Origin of the sequence: Paraburkholderia flagellata (genome assembly GCF_021390645.1) — a bacterium.
Taxonomy (GTDB): Bacteria; Pseudomonadota; Gammaproteobacteria; order Burkholderiales; family Burkholderiaceae; genus Paraburkholderia; species Paraburkholderia flagellata.
The window spans coordinates 399,815-419,511 of sequence record NZ_JAJEJT010000004.1 but is presented as its reverse complement, the minus strand read 5'-3'; the positions used below and the strand labels follow the sequence as shown (position 1 = coordinate 419,511).

Sequence of the window (19,697 nt, the reverse complement as noted above, 5' to 3'; positions counted from 1 at the left end):
CGATGGCCGCATACGCTAGCGCGAGCGACTTCAGATTTTCAGTCGGGAAATCTTGGCGCCAGACAGCGACACGTCACCCATCAATCCGGCGTTGGTCATCACAATGGCTTGAACCGGCGCGGTAGCCGTTGTCGTATCGATCTGGCCGTTCGCTCCAACCTTCAACAGCGCAACCGATCCTTCGCCACCAACCGACCAGCCTTTCGAGTTGCGGAAGCTAGCAAGCGACTCATGGGTCATGAAGAGGAAGATGACAGCCTTGGATTGCGCACCTGCCTGCAAGCCGAATGAACCCGCCGCCGTGCTGTAGTAGCCGGCCGTTTTCCCGCCTACCCGCAAAGCGCCTTGACCGTATTCTCCCCCAGCGACGAAGCCAGCCTTGATCACAGCCGGGAATACGAGTACACCATTCGCCTTGGAGACAAGTTCTTTTGAGCCTTTGACTGTCTCGAACAGCCGCGACAGTGTCGCGTTGACCTTTGCGTCGATTTCGTGACGCTTCGCCGCATCGGACTCTGCGGCAACGGCCTCGGTCATTGTCGCTGGGAATCCGGTTAGCGACAGTCCCACGATCGTTAGCGTCGCGGCACCTGTCTTCAGAACAGAACGTCTGCGCATCATCACCTCCATCAAGGGTTACGGTCGAATTCACTTCCTCTGGCAACTATCCGGCGTGGCGCATGCAGGCAATGCGTTCGCTATGTTGAGCGCATGACAAGGCGGAACCTGCTCGTTATTTTCGTCGAGAAACGAGTCATGCGAAGCGAACGGATGGAGCAGGTCGAGAGGCCAGTTATTGCAGGCGGCTCAATCGCCTCGACGTATGCGATTGGAAAATGAGGCGAGGATTATGGCGCCGCCAGCGGGGGTGAAAATTGAACCAAAGCCAGGCGAAGTCTCTTCATCTGGCGATGCAGCAATATCGATCAATCCAATCCGGCTGGGCGCCTGGTTCGTCATCGTGCCAACAATATTCGGCAGACTCGCGCGTTGCGCAATAGGACTTAGGTCCAATATGGTGATGGCAACCTCTTGCAGAGATGCGTGGGCTCGACTACCGGGCAGGCGGCGCAAACGCTCATGAATCGGCCGGCACAATCCGGCTACGCTGAGGCACAGTCAGCGCGACCAGCAGTCATCGCGCCAGGCGACGTGATGGCACGACAGGTTTACGCGCCTCAACGATCGAACCAGCGATATTGAAGCGAAAACGCGACGGACTTGTAGTCGCCGCCCGCGCGCGTGATAAACCCGCTGGAAAGCGCCAGCTTCGCGGACCAACCGCGTGCCAAGGGGGCGGAGAACGTCAGGCCGTAACGCATGTTGGCCTGCCTGTCTTCATTGGGCACCCCGTTCGTGCTCGAGCGGCCGCCCGCGGCATAGCCGATGTCGGCCGCGATCCATAACCCCGGACGGAAGCTGTACCCGGCATGCAGCTGCAGCAACATGAGAGGATCCTGGCCTCGTGTGTTGCCGTTGAAGAAGTCGTTGTTGCGTGTGAAGAACCACGCACCAGCCGACGCGTCGAAGAACCAGTTTCCATAGGGCTGCGAGATGCCGATCTCCGGCTTGAATGCCCAGCGGTTGGTGCCTATGTTGACCAACCGGGAAGGGAGATACTGGCCGGTCGGAGCCGACATCGTCAGGCTGATTCCTGCCGAAGTCGCTTGCTCGCGCCGGGCGAATTCCTCGGGCGTCAGCGCCGGACTGCCGATGAAGTTCCACGCGAAGCGCAGCTTCAGATCGCCAATACCAGCACGATGCACTTCGGTTGGCGCGCCAATGACGACGCCGCTGAGATTCCCGCTGCTGAAGGGCATCGCCAACGCGAACGATGCCGTGTGACCAGCCAGCGCGAACGTACGTGAGTACGCGAGCGACACGATGTTGATCTTCGCCTGCACACCGGTAATGGGCAGGGACGGATCCGTCAGCACGTCGCCATACAGATACGCATAGCTGACGACAAGAAAGTTCGTGCCGATTGGGGAGGGCGAATAGCTGCGCGGCTCCAGCTCCTGCGCTTGCGCCGTAATCGCCAGAAGCAGGAGCACGACGGCGACGGCGGGCCGAAGCGTCCAGTGGATGAATGGACACCTCATGATCAAGTCTACCTGGCTGGCCGCCAACAGCGACGATGCACGGCGCGATCGGAGTGGGATCCACGAGCATGATTGACCCAGCGTATCAGTGAGGTCAATCTCGAGGTATAGGACCTTGGTCCAATTGTTTGAACTGGCTGCCAGCCTTGGGGCGAACGCGCCGCACGGTATATCGGGCAAAGGATTCAGCGAGTCCCCGTTTGCGGCACGCAGAAACAGACCTGACGGCTGGCCCGTATCGAAAAACGGAGAATGGTTTTGGCTCAGCGGGTGAAACCAGCGCTGCCTGCGGGATTGCACATCGACGCGGCAACGCGCGCGAATTGAAGCGTGAAGAACCGCGCCCCCTCACGCAACAACGCTAGCGCGTCGTGCACCTACGCCATGATGTGAACGCCGCCGTCGACGTAGAGCGTCTCGCCGGATAATCGCCGGGCATAAGGCGTCGCGAGATACGCGCAGGTGAAGCCTACGTCCATGATATCGACCAGTTCGCCAAGCGGCGCACGTTCCGCCGCTTGCGTCAGGAGCACATCAAAGTCCTTCAGGCCGGACGCGGCGCGGGTTTTCAGGGGCCCGGGCGACACGGCGTGCACACGGATCTGCTGCGGCCCCAGTTCATACGCCAGATAGCGCGCGCACGCTTCCAGCGCCGCCTTGACCGGGCCCATGACGTTGTAGTTGGGAACCACCTTGTTCGCGCCGTAATAGCTCATCGCGAACATGGAACCGCCGTTCTTCATCAGCGGCGCGGCAAGCCGGGCCATCCGCACGAATGAATGGCATGAAATATCCATGGCCGCCGCAAAGCCCTCAGCGGAGCAGTTGAGCAGCCCTCCCTGCAGATCGCTCTTCGGCGCCCATGCGACGGAATGCACGAGTATGTCGAGTTCGCCCCATTCACTCGCAATACGATCGAATACCGCTTCCAGTTCATCTTGCTGCGCCACGTTCAGCGGCATGAAAATGGGCGCCTGGAGATCTTTAGCCAGCGGCTCTACATATGACCTGGCCTTTTCGTCGGCATAGGTAATCGCGAGATCGGCGCCCACTTCACGGAACGCCTTCGCGCAGCCATAGGCAATCGAATGTTCGTTGGCGATGCCCGTCACCAGCGCCTTCTTGCCCGACAGGACCGGATGTTGAATGTTCAGGCTCATTAGACTCCCCTTTGGCAATCATGCAGACTCACGACTCGTTCGCACTGCTGTCTATTTCCACTGCGCACCAGCATGCCTGTTCGCAGGCTCGCCGCCGGATCTCCGGAGTGTGCTCGCCGATGCCCGCCGCGAAAACCAGCACGTCGAGTCCCTGCAACGCGCCCTCGATAGAGAGCCTGGATCGCAGGGATGTGCCATGGCGGTGGCCAGCGGCGGCAGAGACCGGCAAGTGGCAATCAGCCGGTCGTACTTTTCGTGTTCACTATTCGCGATGCCTCCTTGAGCCCCGGTGTCACGCGGGCGCGCGGTGCTTCAGGAACCTCATGCATCGATGTGGCTGACCGTGACGGGGATCCACGCTCCAGCGGCAAGGACGAACGGATCTTGTCGAGCATGCTGAGCTGCGCAGCGGTAGGCTCCGTTTCCTGAACGCGTCTGTCGGCCAAAAGCTTTTCAGCCAGTTCAAGGAGTTTCTCGCGGTCTTTCGGGTCTTCCAGCAAATGTGGCAGCGTGGCGAGCGCCTGCTCCGGCTCGTAACGCACGATGATTTCCTGCTCACCGCGCACGCGCCTCCACTGGTCGCCGGGGAGCTGGGGCAGATACGCGGCATAGTCCTTCGCGAGTTCGTGCCGCAGGACAAGCCGCGCAAGCGGGAGCGGCTCGCCACGGCGCGCGAGCAGGCAAGCGGCACGCGCAAGCGCTTCCGTATAGCCGCCCTCGGTCATCGACGCCAACGCGTCCTTCACGAAGGACAGATCGCGCGGGGCCCCTGCTGCCTCGATGGGCCTCGCTTGCGCCTCGTCGCCCTGTTCGATGACGAACATGTTGCCGTAGAACGAAAAGAAGGCGCTCTCCGTCATGGCGTCGCGCATTGCGCGATAGAAGTCAAGCGATGCACTGATCATTTCTGATCCATAGTGCTCGAGCTCCTTCAACGGCGTTTCCTCATGGGCTTGCGCGAGGCGCTTCGCCCTGACCGCCTCTGCGGTCGGCCCAAGCCACGCTAGCCACGGATTCATGTCCGAGAACGCCCAGCGTTGCGCGCGCAGTGGATGAAACTGCCGCTGCAGGTTCGCCGTCGTTTCGTTCGACATCGCCCTTACCCAGGGCTGCAGGAATAGCTCGTACGCGCGCTGATTCAACTCCGATACGCGCTTGACGGCCTCGAACGGATGTTCGTCGGTACGCTCGAACCGGTTCAGGCGCTCAACGATATCCTCGAGCCGATACTCCCGGAACGACACGTCATATTCGATCTTTCCGTTCTCGCCCCGGCGCTCGGCAATCTCCATACCGTAAAGACCGGGCGGGAATGCTTCGATCGCTTCGAGTACTGAAGCGATCTGCTGGTGTTCCTTCTTCGCGACTTTGCCCGAGACGAAGATGCCGAGATGGCCGATGCTCTGGTGCACGAGCCCGACGATCACCTGACCGCGCGCCTTGATTTCCTCAGTGCTTCCGTAGACGTCGGCGACCCAGTTGAATGCCTGTTGGGGCGGCGTAATGTTGTCGCCAAGCGATGCGAACAGAATGATCGGCGACTTGATGTCTCGAAGGTCGAACGCCGCCCCGTCGAGTCCGCGAACCTCGCCCGACCAGAGTTTGTTACCGACGAACAGGTTGCGCGTGATCCACTCAATTTCCTCGCGGTTCATCAGGTAATAGCCGCCCCACCAGCGCTCGAAATCGAGGAAGCGCGGCGGTTCGGTATCGATGTTGTCGAACAGGTGATAGTACTTGTCCCACAGGCTGTTGGCGGGATTGAGGTTCTCGAAGTTCTGCACGAGATGAGCGCCGTCGAACTTGCCGTTGCCAAGATCTGCAGTCAGCGACGCGAGCCACGTGCCGCCGAGCATGCCGCCGGAGTAGCGCATGGGATTGTCGCCCTCCCCTTCGCTCCACGCGCCGCTCCAGTACGACATCGGAGCGCCGTTGATGACGAGCGGCCCGGTGTGGTCCGGGTCGGAACTCGCCACCATCATGGCAGCCCACCCGCCCTGGCAGTTTCCGACGATCGCCGGTTTTGGGCTGTCCGGGTGCAGTTCACGCACCTTTCTGATGAATTGTTCTTCTGCCGCGCAGACGTCGAGCAGCGTCTGGCCGGGCTCCGGGTCGCGAAAGAAGATGACGAAATACACGTAGTGGCCAGCCTTGAGTGCCACTCCGGCCTGCGAGTCGTCCTTGAAACCGCCTATGCCAGGGCCGTGGCCCGCGCGCGGGTCGATGATCACATAAGGACGCTTGCTAACGTCGATGACGACTCCCTCAGGAGGCAGCAGGCGAACGAGCGCGTAGTTGACCGGCCGCGCTAGCTTCCGGCCGTCGACGACGAGTTCGTGTTCGAAATGCAGGACGGGTTGAAGACCCTGGCGCGCCTGGTCGACGAACGCATTGCCACGTTGACGCAAGGTATCCCAGAAGAGGACGGAACGCTCAACGAGATCCGTTGCGTAGCGGTACCCGGCCAGGGGATCAACCGCAGTGGTCCATGCGGGACTACCCGAAACTGGTTTGCCGTCGTCGCGAAGCCGCCCCGCCGCATCAGCCGACCGCTGATTGAATTGGGTTTGCGCGACTTCCGATCGTTTTGCGAGAAGCCGGGCAACCTTGCGTCCGATTTCCTGGCTACGTGCATATTGATTGGCTACGTCTGTCATTGCATCACCTTCTGGTCCGCAAACGAGTGGGAGAGGACGCGTGCGCCGTCGCGAGGGTCCGATCGGACGCAGACGTCTACGACTCGTGCAAGCAGAGTAATGCTGAGCGAGTCGCTTTGGATAAGAGGCGAATTGTGCCGATCTAATATTGTGGTGAACGAGTCTCGATACAGAGCGACGACGGGGAAATCAGGACGTCTTGCGTAGAACGACGATTGAATGAAAGGAATGCTTACGAATATATGGCAAGAAACGCTTGTAGCGTTCAATGTTGTCATGGGTATCCCTCAACACACTGGCAGACGCGTGTGACAGATTCGTTACGGGGTTCCGCCAGGCTGGCCGGTTCAGCAGTGTCGTCGACGCGCTTTCCTGTGACGATTCCGTTCGCATGAACCGAATCGTGCAGCCTCTCGCGTGGTTTCTCTATAGGACCATCGGCCCATATCCAGCGGAGCGGTTTGTGCCGCTCGAATCTCGTTCGCAAGAGTCCGTGGGGCGTCCCAAAGCAGCCGCCTAGGTCCTGGAAAGTTGTCGTCCTGGCCATGCTGACAACGCAACATCGGCCAAACGCTTCAATGTCTCTGAACACGCTCCGTCACATGCTTGCGCAGACATGCCCTGCACGATGGCTGCGTAAAAGCGTGCGAGTGCCTCGGTGTCGGTCCCGGTTGCTAGTTCCCCCTCGGCAACAGCGCGGTCAAAGCGTTTCTTGATCAACTGTATTGCGAGATCGCGCCGTGCAGCGACTTCTCGCGCTGCAGCCTCGCTCTTGTCGCCATGCTGAAGAACGGCAGTTGACACCATGCACCCCCGTGGCTTGCTGGGGTCAGTAAAACCCGCCGCTGCATCGTGCAAGTAAAACGCTATAGCGTCGTAAGCCGATAGATGCCCTTGCAGAGCGCCAAGTCGATTTTGGTTCTCACGCTCACTGTTACGGTCGAGTGCCTGTCTAAACAAATCATCCTTTGAACCGAACGTCGCGTAGAGCGACGGAGGCGTGATGCCCATGGCCTCCGTTAGGTCGGCTATCGATGTCCCCTCGTATCCCCGCTCCCAAAACAGTCGCGCCGCGATATCGAGCCCGACATCGCGGTCCAGCGTCCTGGGCCGGCCGCGTTTTCGAGGTGATCCAATCATTTTATATCGAGTCCTATAAAAAGCATTGACAGCGCTCCCTGCCGCTCAATATTATAGTGATCACTAGCCAATCAATCGGAAACGGAGTGATCGATGTCTGGAAAACTTTCAAGCAAGGTTGCCCTTATCACCGGAGGCTCACGTGGGATCGGCCGCGCAGCAGCGCTGGCCTTCGCACGAGAAGGTGCCGCTCTGATCGGTGTGCACTATGGCGCCAACAGCGATGCGGCCGCAGCGACGATCCGGGAGATCGAGCGTCTTGGTGCCAAAGCCGTCGGCATCAAGGCCGATCTTAGAGGTGGTAAGGAAGCGACGGACAGCCTTTGGGAGCAGTTCTCAAGGGCTGCTGTCGCCGCTACCGGTGAGCCTCGGCTCGACATTCTTGTCAACAATGCCGGTGTGGCGCCTGCCGTTTCGCTGGCGCAGACCAGTGAGTCCACCTTTGACGAGTTGCTGACGATTAACTTTAAGGCGCCGTTCTTCCTGATCCAGGCGGCTGCTGATCATATCCGCGATAACGGACGGATCATCAACATTTCGACGGGCTTTACGCGTGTCGCGGCGCCGACACATCCCGCCTACGCGGCGTCGAAGGGCGCAATTCAAACACTAACGCTCGCGCTTGCACCCGAGTTCGGTCCTCGTGGCATCACGGTCAATACGGTAATGCCGGGCGTCACGGAGACCGACATGAACGCGGACTGGATCACGATTCCCGAAGCACGAGCCGGCGCGGAAGCCCTGTCGGTGTTCTCTCGTGTCGGTCAACCTGCCGACGTGGCAGACATCATCGCCTTCGTTGCGTCGCCTGACGCTCGATGGATCACGGGACAGGTCATCGACGCGACGGGTGGTGCCCGGCTCTGAAACTTGGGGTAGCCGCAAAGCGGCGGACCGCGAAGCGCCGCCACCCACAGCATCCAAGGGTGAACGGCCTTCATCGCCTACGGCCGCGCCAATGCGCTTATACCGCTAGTGACCGGCCCTCTGCACTATGCGGACGCTGGTTTCATGCTCGGCATCGTCCGTTCATGGCCGCCTGTATGCGCTCGTCAACTTCGCCGTAAGCCGCCAGCGAGATCGTGGACGGCAAGACGATCATGCTGTTGCAGCTTGCCGCGTTGCGTGGCCTCGCGCGCTAACATAGGCGCTTTCTCCCGCTTTCTATCGACCGCCCATGTACATCGTTTCGCTGATCTATACCGCCTCGCTCGAACGCATCGACGACGCCCTTCCCGCGCATCGCGCCTACCTCGATGCGCAGTTCGAAGCGGGCAATTTCATTGCCGCCGGCCCAAAAATGCCGCGCGACGGCGGCGTGATCATCGCCTCGCACATGCCGCGCGAGCGACTCGATGCGCTGCTCGCCGCCGATCCCTTTGCGCAACAAGGCGTCGCCACCTACGAAGTGACGGCATTCAAGGCCACGCGACTCGCGCCCGGCCTCAATCTGCCGCGGCCCGAAATGCCGTGAGCGTGGCCGATACGGGGTCTTCAGCTCGTTGAGCCCGCAATCGGCACCACCATGCCCGACCATACGATCTCCAGTTCCACCGCAATGGATCGCGCAAGCCCGTCGAGCCCCGGAAACAGCGACGCATTCGTGATGTTCATACGATAGAGCCACTTCATCGCGTCCATGCGGATGCGCTCGGGCAGCACGATCTTGTGCAGCAGTTCCTCGTGGCTCTCGTAGCCTTCGAGAATCGCCTGCAACGGCTTGTCGATCACGCCCGGCACGACGAAGGTGCCCGACTGCGCGACGAGCCGGTCGTCCATCTCCGTGGGTTCGCCCGACCAGAGGATTTCATTCGTATTGCTAAAGAAATAGCGTTCGAAGTTGTCGTGTGCTCGCGGGTCGATCACGTCGCGCGTGAGCGTGGGATTGGCTTTGGGCAGCGCGCGGCTGTTCCAGAGCGCGGGCGTGTTCAGCGCGTAGACGGCCGCGTCGCCGGTTGCGCGCTCCAGCGCGAAAAAAGCCGCGACGAACGGGCTCTTGGTGAAATCGAGCAGCCGCGTGGGCGCGCCGTGGTGCTGCATGAGCGCGAGGCAGCGAAGGTCGTCCTTGAGCAGGTCCGGATGCGCGAGGAAGTTGTGCGCCTTGCGGCGAAACACGCGAATGGCGCGCTCCTCGCGCTGGCGCCACTGCAGGCGGTCGCCAACGTAGTCGCGCATGTAGCGCGTGAGCGAGCTTTCGAGGTGCCACTGCGCGTTCTGCTGGCCGCGAAACGCCCAGCCGTCGAGCTGCGTGGTCAGCGCCATGAACTGCTGCCAGTCTGTGAGTACCGTGGTCTGCATCGTTGGTCCGGTAGCGTTTGTCTCTCGCGTGGCGACGAGCCCATGAAGCGCGCGCCCCGCAGAACACGCTAGCACATCGACGATGACAACATCACGAAGCCTTCGCCTCGCGCCTCATGCAAACTCAGGCAAATGCACGCAGCATCGCGATCTGCTCGCGCCAGCGCGCCAGTACGCGATCGGGTTCGTAGAGCCGGAACGTCACGCCGCTCAGCACCTCGGCGTATTTCGCGCGATGCTCGGTGACAGACTCGATTTCCACGCGAAATACGCTCAGTTCGAGCGCCGTTTGCCGCTGCGCCACAGCGTGAGCGCGTGCGCGTATCTCCAGCAGCGCACCGTCATGCACGAGCGAAAGCGTGAGGCGTGCGTCGCGCACGAGATTGGCTGTGGTGCTGGACTGCGGCCAGACGGCGATGAGCAGCGTGGTGGCGTCCACGGCCAGGATCTCGCCCGCGCTCAGTTGCGCGCCGTGCGGCCAGCCGTCCTCGCTTACGGTCGAAAGGCGAACTGCATCGGCGAGGCGCGCTTCGAGGTGATCGCCGTCGAATTCGCGCACGAGCGCTGCGGGCAGTTGCGCGGCGGGTTTGGGCTCCGTCGCGGGCTGCGTCGGCCGCGGGGCCGGTTCGTTTTGCTGCATGGGGCATTCCTTGCGGGCGTGACTTGCGTCGGGCTCCAAATTGGACCGTAGCGCCGCGCCGAAGTCAAATCGCCCCGCCTTTCAGCAACCGTTCAGCCCTTGGTCGCGCCGAACGTGAGCCCTGCCACGAAGTGCTTTTGCATCGCGAAGAACATCATCACAGAAGGCAGGGCGGCCAGGACCGAACCCGCCGAAACGAGGTTCCATGCCGTCGTCCACTGACCCTTGAGCGCCGCAACGCCCACGGTGATCGGCGCGGCGTCGTCGCCCTGAGTCAGGCACAGCGCCCAGAAGTAGTCGTTCCAGACGAACGTGAACACGAGAATGGCAAGCGCGGCGAGCGCCGGGCGAATGAGCGGCAGCACGATGCGCACGAACACGGTCCATTCGTTCGCGCCCTCGATGCGCGCGGCCTCGACGAGCTCGAACGGCAGTTGCTTGATGAAATTGCGCAGGAACAGCGCGCAAAAACCGGTCTGAAACGAAAGATGAAACAGAATCAGGCCTCCCACCGTGTTGTAGAGACCTAGCTTCAGTGTGAGGTCCCGCACCGGAATCATCAGCACCTGGATCGGCACGAAGTTGCCTGCAACGAAGGTCGCGAACAGTGCCGAATTGCCCGGAAAGCGGTAGATGGCCAGCGCATAGCCCGCCAGCGCCGCGAGCGCGATGGCTCCGGCCACGGCGGGCAGCGTGATCTGCACGCTGTTCCAGAAGTAATGGAGCATGGGCGAAGTCGTGAGCGCATCGCGATAGTTCTCGACCATCGCGAAGTGCTTCGGCCAGCCCCAGTAGTTGCCTTCGCTCAGTTCATCGGTGGAACGCACCGAAGTGACCAGAACGGCAATGAGCGGCAGCAGCCAGATGATGAGCGCCACGGGCAGCGAGAGTTTGTACAGGCGGCGCGACGCGGGCTTCCATTTGTCGACCGGAATGGGAAACATGTGCGGCTCCTCGTGGCGGATTCAGTGCTCGCTGCGCAGCAGGCGGCGCAGGTGATAGACGATATAGAGCAGCATGATCGCGAACAGCACGACGGCAATCGCGGCCGAATAACCGAGCCGATAGTATTTGATTGCCTGGTCGTACATGTAGTACGCGAGCACCGTCGAGCTTTCGAACGGGCCGCCGCCCGTCATCACCGAGATGAGGTCGAAACTGCGCAGCGCGCCAATGATCGTGACGACCACCGCCATGAACGTGACGGGGCGAAGCTGCGGCAGGATCACGTGCCAAAGCATGCTCCAGCCCTTCGCGCCTTCCATGCGCGCGGCCTCGATCTGCTCGCTGTTGAGCGTGGTGAGGCCGGTGAGATAGAGGATCATGCAGTACGCAGTTTGCGGCCATAGCGCCGCGAATATGATGCCGGGCGTGGCGTAGTTCGGGTCGCCGAGCACGGGTATGCCGCGGCCCAGCATGAGCGCGAGCAGGCCGAACGTGGGGTCGTAGAACCACGAGTAGATGAGGCCCACCACCACGCCCGAAAGCACGAACGGCGCGAAGAACAGCGATTTGACGATGCGGATGCCGCCCACAGCCTGGTTGAGGTACAGCGCGATCGCGAGGCCCATGGGCGGCGCGAGCAGGAACAGCACCAGCCAGATCACGTTGTTTTTGAGCGCCGTGTAGAACGTGGGCGCGTGGAACAACTCGACGTAATTCGCGAGACCCACGAAACTCGCTTCGCTCATGCCATCCCAGTTGTAGAGCGACAGGCGCAGCGTCGAGAGAATCGGCCAGATCACGTAGACCGCGAACATGATGCACGCGGGCGCGAGAAAGAGGCACGCGGCTCGGCGCTGGCGCCGCGCGGTGGGCGACGCGCGGCGGCGCGGCTGAATGCCCCGCCCGCTTGCGTGCGGCATGCCGCCGTTCTCGCCACCAGCCGGCGCGGCTCCATCCACGCGATGCGCAACGGTGTGAGTCACTGCCTGTCTCACGGCAAAAACCTCCTGTCCCATGCAAAGCCTTCAGCGTCCACGAAGGGCAGGCGGCGCAAGCATCGACCGCCCGCCCCTGCTTCGAATTCCTTACTTCTTGTAGATCCGCTGACGCGTCTGCTCCAGCTGCGCAAGAATCGAATCGAGCTTCGTCGGATCGGACACGAACTGCTGCATGCCCTTCATGCCCTCGTCGGCCATTTCCTTCGTCATGTCGCGATCATAGAACTGCGCAATGCCGCCCTTCGTGTTCGAAAGGATCTGGAAGCCGATCTTCGAAATCGGGTCTTCGGGCTCCGGCGACTTGCTGTTCGCCGAAAGCGAACCCAGACCCTTGGCGAGTTGCGCGCCAACTTCGGGCGTCTCCGCAAACGCGAGGAACGCGCGCGCGTCGGCCTTGTTCTTCGCCTTGCCCGGAATATGCAGCGATTCGACCGGACCATCTTCGGCGGTCGGCACGTTCGGGTCGATGATCGGGAACTGGAAGTAACCCATCTGCTGCTTGACCGTTGGGCTGAAGCCGCCCGTAATGAAGGTGCCCATCAGCATCATCGCGGCCTTGCCCTGGAACAGGAACGGCTGCGCCGCATCCAGATCGTACGAGAGCGAATTGGGAATGAAGTCGCCGTCGTCGAGCAGCTGTTTCCACGTGACGTAGACCTTCTTCACGCGCGGGTCGGTGTACGGCACTTCGCCCGCCATGAGCTTCTGGTGGAACGCGTTGCCGTTCAGGCGCAGGTCCAGATAGTCGAACCACCCGGCAAGCGTCCACGCGTCGCGGCCAGCCACGGCAATCGGCGCGATGCCGGCGGCCTTGAGCTTCTTGCAGGCGTCGAGAAATTCATTCCACGTCTTCGGCTCGCTCTTGATGCCCACCTTGTCGAACAGGTCCTTGCGATAGAACATGCCCCACGAGTAATACACCGTGGGCGCGGCGTACTGCTTGCCCTGGTACGACGAGGCCTCCTTCGTCGAGGCGTACATGCTGTCCCAGTTGTTCTTCTTCCAGTCGTCCGAAAGATCCGCAAAAAGGCCGCGCTTCGCGTAGTAGGCCATGCGCTCGCCGTCGTGCCAGTTCACGATGTCGGGCGGCGCGGTCGTGAGCCAGTTCGGCAACTGCACCTTGTAGGCTTCCTCGTCGACGAACGACACCTTCACGTCGGTGCCGGGATGCGTCTTCTTGAACTCGTCGATCACCTGCTCCCACACGGCGCGTTGGCTTGCGCCCTTGTAGGCAATGTTCATTTCGAGCGTGCCGGCTTGCGCCGCGCTTGCAAAAGTGCCTGCAAGCGCGAGCGCCGCCAGCGTCGCAGCAACGAGCAGGGGGCGTGGTCTGAGGGTCTTGCCGATCATGCGTGTCTCCTTGGTTATACGTCGTTGTCGGTGCTGCATCGGAAGGAACTGCGCAATGCGTCTGTCACGAACGGTACGCGCTCACGCCCTGCGGTTCTATCGTACGCGAGCCGATCACGATTGCATCGTCGGGAATATCCGCAGAAAGCGTGTGCGTGCCCGGCCCATAGTTGAATACCCAGGTGAACCCGCCACGCCGGCTCATGCGTATCGCGTCGCCAAGCGGCTGCGGCGCAAGGCCCGCTTCGCGCGCCACGCGCGCAAAGAGCGCCTGCGTGCTCGCCTCGTCGAACAGGCTGGCAAGGTAGTGGACCGCACCGCTCTTCACATAAGCGGGATGACCGTCGCTGAACGTCGCGCGCACTTCCGGCACGGCCCATTCGTTTTCGCCGGTGTTAGCACCGAGTTCGAGCAGATCGCGCCAGTGGCGCGCGTGGCCGTCGGACGCGCCGTCCAGGTCGAAGCGCACTGGCTCGCTGATGTTGGGCCGCAACGACTCCACGCGCCACACACGCAGCGGCAGGAGCGCCGCCAGCGGGCCCGGCGGCAGGTTGGCGGGAATCTGCAGATCGACCGTTTTCGAGCCCGTGCGCGGCCCGATCACCACTTGCGCGCCCGAGCTGGCGAGACGCTGCGCGAAGTCGTCGGGGACAATGGGCAGCGGCGGCACGACCACGAGACGGTAACCGTCGAGCGGTGCGTGCACCGAAACGATATCCACGTCGAAGCCGAGCGCGCGCAGCGCCGAGTAGTACTCCACAGCGAAGCGCGGATAGTGGAAATCCGCGCCCTGCGGATGAATTTCGAAGAGCCACTTCGCCTCGTAGTCGAGCACGAGCGCAACGGGCGTCTTCACGTCGAAGTCGCGGCCGCCCTTCGCCTTTGCCAGCACCGCCTCGATTTCTTCGGCCACGCGCGCCGCCTCCGCGCTGCCAAGGTCGGGGCGGTTGTCGGGCGTATTCAGGCCCGCGTGCATCTGCTCCTGCGCAAACGGCGCCTGGCGCCAGCGGAAATACGACACACAACCCGCACCATGCGCGAACGCTTCCCAGCTCCAGAGACGCACCATGCCGGGCAGCGGCGCGGGGTTCCAGTGCGCCCAGTTCACGGGGCCGGGCTGCTGCTCCATGACCCAGAACGGCAGCTTCGACATGCCGCGATACACGTCGTGATTGAATGAGGCGAAGTCCGGGTGACCCGTGCGCAGATAGCGCGCCTTGACATCGGGTGCAAACCACTGCTGGTCGAGCGCGCCGAGCGGATAGCTGTCCCACGTCGCGACGTCGAGATCGGCGGCGACCTTGTAGTGATCGAACTCCATGAACAGCTGCATGAAGTTGTGCGCGATGGGCCGTCCCGGCGAATGCGCGCGCAGGATATCAACCTGCATGCGGTTGTAGCGCTGCACTTCATCGGAGGCAAAGCGCTGATAGTCGAGCCGGTGCGACGGATGCGCCTCGGTCACAGTGCCGACGGGCGCCTCGATTTCGTCGAAGCTGCGGTACTCCATGCTCCAGAATACGGTGCCCCAGGCGGTATTGAGCGCGTCGATGCTGCCGTAGCGTGCCTTGAGCCATTCGCGAAAACGCTGCACCGCCGCCGGCGAATAGCTGACCACCGTTTGATGGCAACCGTACTCGTTATCGGTTTGCCAATAGGCCACGGCGGGATGCTGGCCATAACGCGCCGCAACCGCCTCGCAGATGCGCCGCGAAGCCTCGAAATACGTTGGCGACGAAAAATCGTAGTGCCGCCGCGAGCCGAACCCGCGCACGCGGCCATCGGCGCCCACGGGGAGAATGTCGGGATGCTGGTCGATCAGCCACTTGGGCGGCGTAGCCGTGGGCGTGCACATCACCACTTGCAGGCCGGCGGCGCCGAGCGTGTCGATGGCGCGGTCGAGCCAGCCCCAGTCGAACTCACCGCGCGTGGGCTCGATGCGGCTCCACGCGAACTCGGCGATACGTACCTGCGCGATACCCAGCGCCTTCATGCGCGCGGCGTCGTCTTTCCACATGGCCTCCGGCCAGTGCTCCGGGTAATAGCAAACTCCAAGACGCATCTCTGTGTCCTCGTTTGTTGTTTTCATGCGGGTTGATCGGCGGTGGCGAGCGGCGCGACGGCAAAACCGTCCTCCGCAAACAGATGGCAGGCGCCGGCACTCGCGCGGAACTGCACTGAGTCGCCGCTACCTAGCCGTGCGTCGCCGGGCGCCTTGGCGACGAGCACCACCCCACCCGGCTGGTCGAGGTGCACGTAGCTGTGCTCGCCAAGCTCCTCGACCAGTGTGATGGCGCGCTTAATCGTCAAGGCATCCTGACCATTTCCCGGCGTTCGCGGTGCAACACCCTCCACCACCAGTTCGAGATGTTCGGGCCGCACGCCAAACGTGACAGGCGCGCCCACGGCGAGCCGCGCGCCCTGCACAGGCAGCCGCACCGTTTCGCCGCTTTCATCGACCGTGACGCTCACGCCATTCGCCTCGATGGCCGCCACGCGCGCCGGCAGAAAGTTCATGCGCGGCGAACCGATGAAGCCCGCCACGAAGCGGCTCGCGGGACGGTGATAAAGCTCGAGCGGCGCACCCACCTGGGCGATGCTGCCATATCGTTCGGTATCCTTACCGCTATGCAGCAGGACGATCTTGTCGGCGAGCGTCATCGCCTCGATCTGGTCGTGCGTGACGTACACCACGCTCGCCTGCTCGAATTGCCGATGCAGGCGAGCGATCTCGATACGCGTCTGGCCACGCAACGTTGCGTCGAGATTGGAAAGCGGCTCGTCGAACAGAAACACGCCGGGCTCGCGCACGATCGCGCGGCCAATCGCGACGCGCTGCCGCTGCCCGCCCGAAAGCGCCTTGGGGTGACGCTCGAGCAACGCTTCGAGCTGAAGAATGCGCGCGGCTTCGCGCACCTTGCGATCGATCTCGGCCTTCGGCGTCTTCGCGAGCTTCAGGCCAAACGCCATGTTCTCGTACACGGTCATGTGCGGGAACAGCGCGTAGCTCTGGAACACCATGGCCACGCCCCGCTGCGCGGCGGGCACGTCGTTGACGAGCTTGCCGCCGATCGAAATATCGCCGTCGGTCAAGTCTTCGAGGCCCGCGATCATGCGCAGCAGCGTGGACTTGCCGCAGCCCGAGGGACCGAGGAATACACAGAACTCGTTCCTGCCGATCTCCAGATCGACGTTGCGAATCACCGGCGCATTCTCGCCGTATGCCTTCTGAACGCCGCGTAACGAAATGCTCGCCATCGTCCCGTCTCCATGTTCTAATTAGCACGAACCGGAGATTAAGCGCTTAATCAGCAGCCCATAAAAAAGCGATCGCGTGAGCGATCTGGCTGCCTTGTCTCCGATATTCGTCTTGATTGTCGGGCCAATGTTGCAGTGCTCGTCACAATCATGCAAATGTTGAATCGCCTTCCCATATTTTGAGATCGCATGCCGACCCTGAACGAAGTCGCGCGCCGCGCCGGCGTCACGCCGGCCACCGTCTCGAACGTCTTGCGCGAGCGCGGGCGGGTGGGCGAAGCCACGCGCCAACGTGTGCTCGAAGCGATCGAGGCGCTCGGTTATCGCCCGCATTTGTCGGCGCGCGCGCTCGCCGAAGGGCGGCCGCCGACCATCGCGCTCATGGTGTCGAGCATCGCGAACCCGTTCTACCCGGAGTTCGCGCTCGCCGTGGAAAATGCGCTGCGGCGCAGCGGGCGCTTCCTCATCATCTGCAATACGGACGGCGATCCGCAAACGGGCCGCGCCTACCTCGAACAGATTGCGGGCACGCTCTCGGCGGGCGTGCTCGTGATGAACGCCAATCTCGACTTTGCCGACCTGCGCGCCACCGTGCGGCGCGGCGCGCCGGTCGTGTTGTGCATGTGGGAGCGACCGCTCGATCCGCCCGGCCTGCCGTGCGTGGCCGTGGACTTTCGGCGCGCGGGAGAGCTTGCCGCGCAACATCTGTTAGCGCTCGGGCATCGGCGCGTCGGCGCGATTGTCGGCAGCAAGGTTTCAGGCATACACGCGGCGCGCTATGACGGCTTCGTCGCGGCCATGCAGGCGGCCGGGCTTGACGGTGCAGGCGCGCCCGTGCGTTATGCGCCGGATACGACGCAAGGCGGCTATGCGGCCACGAGCGAGTTGCTGGCGCGGCATCCCGACCTCACCGCAATCTTCGCGACCAACGACCTGCCCGCGCTCGGTGCGATGCAGGCCGCCGCCGATCTCGGGCTTCACGTGCCACGCGAACTCTCCGTGGTTGGCATCACCGATATTCAGCTTGCGCGCGAGTCACGGCCCGCGCTCACGACCGTTGCGGTCGCAACGATCGAGGCGGCGGAGCTGGCCGTTGAGCTGCTGACGGAGTTGGTCGAAGCGCCAGATTCGGCTGCCGGCGCGGCTGCACGCGTGTGTGTGGTCTCGGCGCCGCGGCTGGTCGTGCGGGCTTCGACGGCGGGGCCGCGAGAGAAAGGATAACGAAAGAATTCGCATAACAAACCCCACTCAGCGCAAAGAACCTATAAGCAAACCTTAAAGGTTCCGTCCGAACCATCCGTTAAACACGATGGCGCTGCACCTATGCACCGTCGCTAAAAAGACAATCGAAGACGGCTGGAGAAAAACGAACGTGAAGCGAATAACGTTGAATCAGAAAGCCTGGAGCATCGTCGGGCTGCTGTGGATCTCGCTCGTCGTGATGGTGGTGGCCAACGCCCTCATGACGCGCTCGGGCATGGTGACGGACCGCAAGAACCTGGTGGAACAGGAGACGCAAACCGCGTTGGGCGTGGTCTCGTACTACCAGAAGGAAGCGGCCGCCGGCCACATGAGCGACGACGACGCGAAGCGCCTCGCCATCGCCACGCTGCGCGGCACGCGCTACGGCGATGACCAGAGCGGCTACTTCGGCATTTACGACAGCAACGCCATGGCGCTGCTCGTGCCGCCCAAGCCTGAACTGGAAGGCAAGAACCAGGCGAACATGACGGACCCGCGCGGCACGCATGTCGCGCTCGAGATCGTCAAAAGCTCGTCCACGGGCGGCGACGGCTACAGCAGCTACTGGTGGCCGAAGCCCGGCAAGAGCGAGCCCGTCGAAAAGATCACGTATTCCGCCTTCGTGCCGGGCTGGGACTGGCACGTCTTCACCGGCATCTACACCGACGATATCGACGACGCCTTCCGCAGCGCGCTGATCAGCAATCTCGTGCTCGTGACGGTGATCGGCGCGGCCGTGACGCTCGGCCTCATGTGGCTCATCCGCACGATCCGCCGCAGTCTTGGCGGCGAGCCGCAATATGCGTCGGAGATCTGCCAGCGCATTGCCGAAGGCGATCTCACCGCGCACGTGAATCTCGCGCCCGGCGACCAGCACAGCCTGCTCCACTCGATGCAACAGATGCAGCGCCAGTTGGTCGATACCGTGCAGCGTATTCAGACTTCCGCCGAATCGATCACGACGGGCGCAAAGGAAATCGCGGCGGGCAACCTGGACCTTTCCTCACGCACCGAGGAACAAGCCGCTTCGCTCGAGGAGACGGCCGCCAGCATCGAAGAACTCACGACCACGGTCAAGCACAACACCGACAACGCGCGCCAGGGCAATACGCTCGCTGTGAACGCTTCGGAAGTCGCCGCGCGCGGCGGCGAAGTCGTGCGCCGCGTGGTCGAAACGATGAACGAGATTTCGACCAGTTCGCAACGCGTGGAGCAGATCATCGGCGTGATCGACGGCATTGCCTTCCAGACGAACATCCTCGCGCTCAACGCGGCCGTGGAAGCGGCGCGCGCAGGCGATCAGGGCCGTGGCTTCGCCGTCGTGGCGGGCGAGGTGCGCAGCCTCGCGCAGCGCAGCGCGACGGCCGCCAAGGAGATCAAGGATCTGATTGGGCAGTCGGTCGCGCAAGTCTCGGAAGGCACGAGGCTCGTTGACGAAGCGGGTAAAACCATCGACGAGGTGGTGATTTCGGCGCGCCGCGTGGCCGACCTGATGGGCGAAATCGCAGCGGCGTCCGAGGAGCAGCACACCGGCATCGAGCAGGTGAACCGAGCCGTCGCGCAGATGGACGAAGTGACGCAGCAGAACGCGGCGCTCGTGGAAGAAGCATCGGCCGCGGCGCAGTCGATGGCGGCGCAGTCGAATGGCTTGCGGGATGTCGTGACGGTGTTCCGGGTCGACGCGCGGGCTGCGTCGGCGGCTGCGCCCGCGGTTGCAGCGCCTGCTCAAAGCGCGCGTGCTGTGCGCCCCGCTGCAACGCTCAAACGCCCTGCCCCCGCGCGTGCGAAGCCCGTGGAAACCACGCCGGCCCGCAAGGCCGCGAAGGCGGCACCCGTGGCAACGGCCAGCCCCGTGACCACCGCATCTAACGAAGCCGCCGACTGGGAAACGTTCTAAGGGCAGCCCG

17 protein-coding genes are annotated in these 19,697 nt (G+C 62.7%); 4 read left to right on the top strand and 13 right to left on the bottom strand.

Annotation, left to right across the window (positions count from 1 at the left end):
• Positions 1-30: 30 nt before the first annotated feature.
• The 6 genes from L0U83_RS32515 to L0U83_RS32490 all read right to left on the bottom strand — a co-directional run bounded on the left by L0U83_RS32515 (position 31) and on the right by L0U83_RS32490 (position 7,059).
• A complete protein-coding gene (locus tag L0U83_RS32515; protein ID WP_233889108.1) occupies positions 31-621 on the bottom strand; it encodes a BPSL1445 family SYLF domain-containing lipoprotein in 591 nt (196 codons plus the stop codon).
• A gap of 557 nt (positions 622-1,178) precedes the next feature.
• On the bottom strand, positions 1,179-2,102 hold the full coding sequence (locus L0U83_RS32510) for a transporter (protein WP_233888278.1): 924 nt from the start codon (positions 2,100-2,102) through the stop codon (positions 1,179-1,181).
• Between the two features lie 377 nt (positions 2,103-2,479).
• The gene (fabI, locus tag L0U83_RS32505; protein WP_233888277.1) at positions 2,480-3,262 is read right to left on the bottom strand and encodes an enoyl-ACP reductase FabI; all 783 of its coding nucleotides are present in this window, start codon (positions 3,260-3,262) and stop codon (positions 2,480-2,482) included.
• A 28-nt stretch (positions 3,263-3,290) separates the two neighbouring features.
• Positions 3,291-3,404, bottom strand: a complete 114-nt coding sequence (locus L0U83_RS32500) for a hypothetical protein (RefSeq protein ID WP_233889107.1) — start codon at positions 3,402-3,404, stop codon at positions 3,291-3,293.
• Between the two features lie 94 nt (positions 3,405-3,498).
• A complete protein-coding gene (locus tag L0U83_RS32495; protein WP_233888276.1) occupies positions 3,499-5,919 on the bottom strand; it encodes a DUF3141 domain-containing protein in 2,421 nt (806 codons plus the stop codon).
• A 516-nt stretch (positions 5,920-6,435) separates the two neighbouring features.
• Complete coding sequence (locus L0U83_RS32490) at positions 6,436-7,059, bottom strand: TetR/AcrR family transcriptional regulator (RefSeq protein ID WP_233888275.1); 624 nt, start codon at positions 7,057-7,059, stop codon at positions 6,436-6,438.
• 93 nt (positions 7,060-7,152) lie between these two features.
• On the opposite strand from L0U83_RS32490, the gene L0U83_RS32485 reads away from it, so the two are divergent.
• Together L0U83_RS32485 and L0U83_RS32480 are read left to right on the top strand one after the other, a co-directional pair.
• Complete coding sequence (locus L0U83_RS32485) at positions 7,153-7,926, top strand: SDR family oxidoreductase (RefSeq protein ID WP_233888274.1); 774 nt, start codon at positions 7,153-7,155, stop codon at positions 7,924-7,926.
• A gap of 310 nt (positions 7,927-8,236) precedes the next feature.
• Positions 8,237-8,533: a YciI family protein gene (locus L0U83_RS32480; RefSeq protein ID WP_233888273.1), complete on the top strand. Its 297-nt coding sequence runs from the start codon at positions 8,237-8,239 to the stop codon at positions 8,531-8,533.
• A 20-nt stretch (positions 8,534-8,553) separates the two neighbouring features.
• On the opposite strand, the gene L0U83_RS32475 is transcribed toward L0U83_RS32480, so the two are convergent.
• The 7 genes from L0U83_RS32475 to L0U83_RS32445 all read right to left on the bottom strand — a co-directional run bounded on the left by L0U83_RS32475 (position 8,554) and on the right by L0U83_RS32445 (position 16,548).
• Positions 8,554-9,357, bottom strand: coding sequence for an FRG domain-containing protein (locus L0U83_RS32475; RefSeq protein ID WP_233888272.1), 804 nt, complete (start codon positions 9,355-9,357; stop codon positions 8,554-8,556).
• A 124-nt stretch (positions 9,358-9,481) separates the two neighbouring features.
• On the bottom strand, positions 9,482-9,997 hold the full coding sequence (locus L0U83_RS32470) for a pyridoxamine 5'-phosphate oxidase family protein (RefSeq protein WP_233888271.1): 516 nt from the start codon (positions 9,995-9,997) through the stop codon (positions 9,482-9,484).
• Positions 9,998-10,089: 92 nt separating this feature from the next.
• The gene (locus tag L0U83_RS32465) at positions 10,090-10,941 is read right to left on the bottom strand and encodes a carbohydrate ABC transporter permease (RefSeq protein WP_233888270.1); all 852 of its coding nucleotides are present in this window, start codon (positions 10,939-10,941) and stop codon (positions 10,090-10,092) included.
• Between the two features lie 21 nt (positions 10,942-10,962).
• Complete coding sequence (locus tag L0U83_RS32460) at positions 10,963-11,937, bottom strand: carbohydrate ABC transporter permease (RefSeq protein WP_373321156.1); 975 nt, start codon at positions 11,935-11,937, stop codon at positions 10,963-10,965.
• Positions 11,938-12,027: 90 nt separating this feature from the next.
• A complete protein-coding gene (locus L0U83_RS32455) occupies positions 12,028-13,290 on the bottom strand; it encodes an ABC transporter substrate-binding protein (RefSeq protein ID WP_233888269.1) in 1,263 nt (420 codons plus the stop codon).
• Positions 13,291-13,354: 64 nt separating this feature from the next.
• A complete protein-coding gene (locus tag L0U83_RS32450; protein ID WP_233888268.1) occupies positions 13,355-15,352 on the bottom strand; it encodes a beta-galactosidase in 1,998 nt (665 codons plus the stop codon).
• 23 nt (positions 15,353-15,375) lie between these two features.
• Positions 15,376-16,548, bottom strand: a complete 1,173-nt coding sequence (locus tag L0U83_RS32445; RefSeq protein WP_233888267.1) for an ABC transporter ATP-binding protein — start codon at positions 16,546-16,548, stop codon at positions 15,376-15,378.
• A 189-nt stretch (positions 16,549-16,737) separates the two neighbouring features.
• Between L0U83_RS32445 and L0U83_RS32440 the strand changes: the two genes are divergently transcribed.
• Positions 16,738-17,769: a LacI family DNA-binding transcriptional regulator gene (locus tag L0U83_RS32440; protein WP_233888266.1), complete on the top strand. Its 1,032-nt coding sequence runs from the start codon at positions 16,738-16,740 to the stop codon at positions 17,767-17,769.
• 151 nt (positions 17,770-17,920) lie between these two features.
• Positions 17,921-19,687, top strand: coding sequence for a methyl-accepting chemotaxis protein (locus L0U83_RS32435; RefSeq protein ID WP_233888265.1), 1,767 nt, complete (start codon positions 17,921-17,923; stop codon positions 19,685-19,687).
• Positions 19,688-19,697: the final 10 nt, after the last annotated feature.

Excerpts from the sequence above, each read along its gene's own strand:
- L0U83_RS32515 (WP_233889108.1), bottom strand. The coding sequence starts at position 621 with ATGATGCGCAGACGTTCTGTTCTGAAGACAGGTGCCGCGACGCTAACG.
- L0U83_RS32510 (WP_233888278.1), bottom strand. The coding sequence starts at position 2,102 with ATGAGGTGTCCATTCATCCACTGGACGCTTCGGCCCGCCGTCGCCGTC.
- fabI (WP_233888277.1), bottom strand. The coding sequence starts at position 3,262 with ATGAGCCTGAACATTCAACATCCGGTCCTGTCGGGCAAGAAGGCGCTG.
- L0U83_RS32495 (WP_233888276.1), bottom strand. The coding sequence starts at position 5,919 with ATGACAGACGTAGCCAATCAATATGCACGTAGCCAGGAAATCGGACGC.
- L0U83_RS32490 (WP_233888275.1), bottom strand. The coding sequence starts at position 7,059 with ATGATTGGATCACCTCGAAAACGCGGCCGGCCCAGGACGCTGGACCGC.
- L0U83_RS32485 (WP_233888274.1), top strand. The coding sequence starts at position 7,153 with ATGTCTGGAAAACTTTCAAGCAAGGTTGCCCTTATCACCGGAGGCTCA.
- L0U83_RS32480 (WP_233888273.1), top strand. The coding sequence starts at position 8,237 with ATGTACATCGTTTCGCTGATCTATACCGCCTCGCTCGAACGCATCGAC.
- L0U83_RS32475 (WP_233888272.1), bottom strand. The coding sequence starts at position 9,357 with ATGCAGACCACGGTACTCACAGACTGGCAGCAGTTCATGGCGCTGACC.
- L0U83_RS32470 (WP_233888271.1), bottom strand. The coding sequence starts at position 9,997 with ATGCAGCAAAACGAACCGGCCCCGCGGCCGACGCAGCCCGCGACGGAG.
- L0U83_RS32465 (WP_233888270.1), bottom strand. The coding sequence starts at position 10,941 with ATGTTTCCCATTCCGGTCGACAAATGGAAGCCCGCGTCGCGCCGCCTG.
- L0U83_RS32455 (WP_233888269.1), bottom strand. The coding sequence starts at position 13,290 with ATGATCGGCAAGACCCTCAGACCACGCCCCCTGCTCGTTGCTGCGACG.
- L0U83_RS32450 (WP_233888268.1), bottom strand. The coding sequence starts at position 15,352 with ATGCGTCTTGGAGTTTGCTATTACCCGGAGCACTGGCCGGAGGCCATG.
- L0U83_RS32445 (WP_233888267.1), bottom strand. The coding sequence starts at position 16,548 with ATGGCGAGCATTTCGTTACGCGGCGTTCAGAAGGCATACGGCGAGAAT.
- L0U83_RS32440 (WP_233888266.1), top strand. The coding sequence starts at position 16,738 with ATGCCGACCCTGAACGAAGTCGCGCGCCGCGCCGGCGTCACGCCGGCC.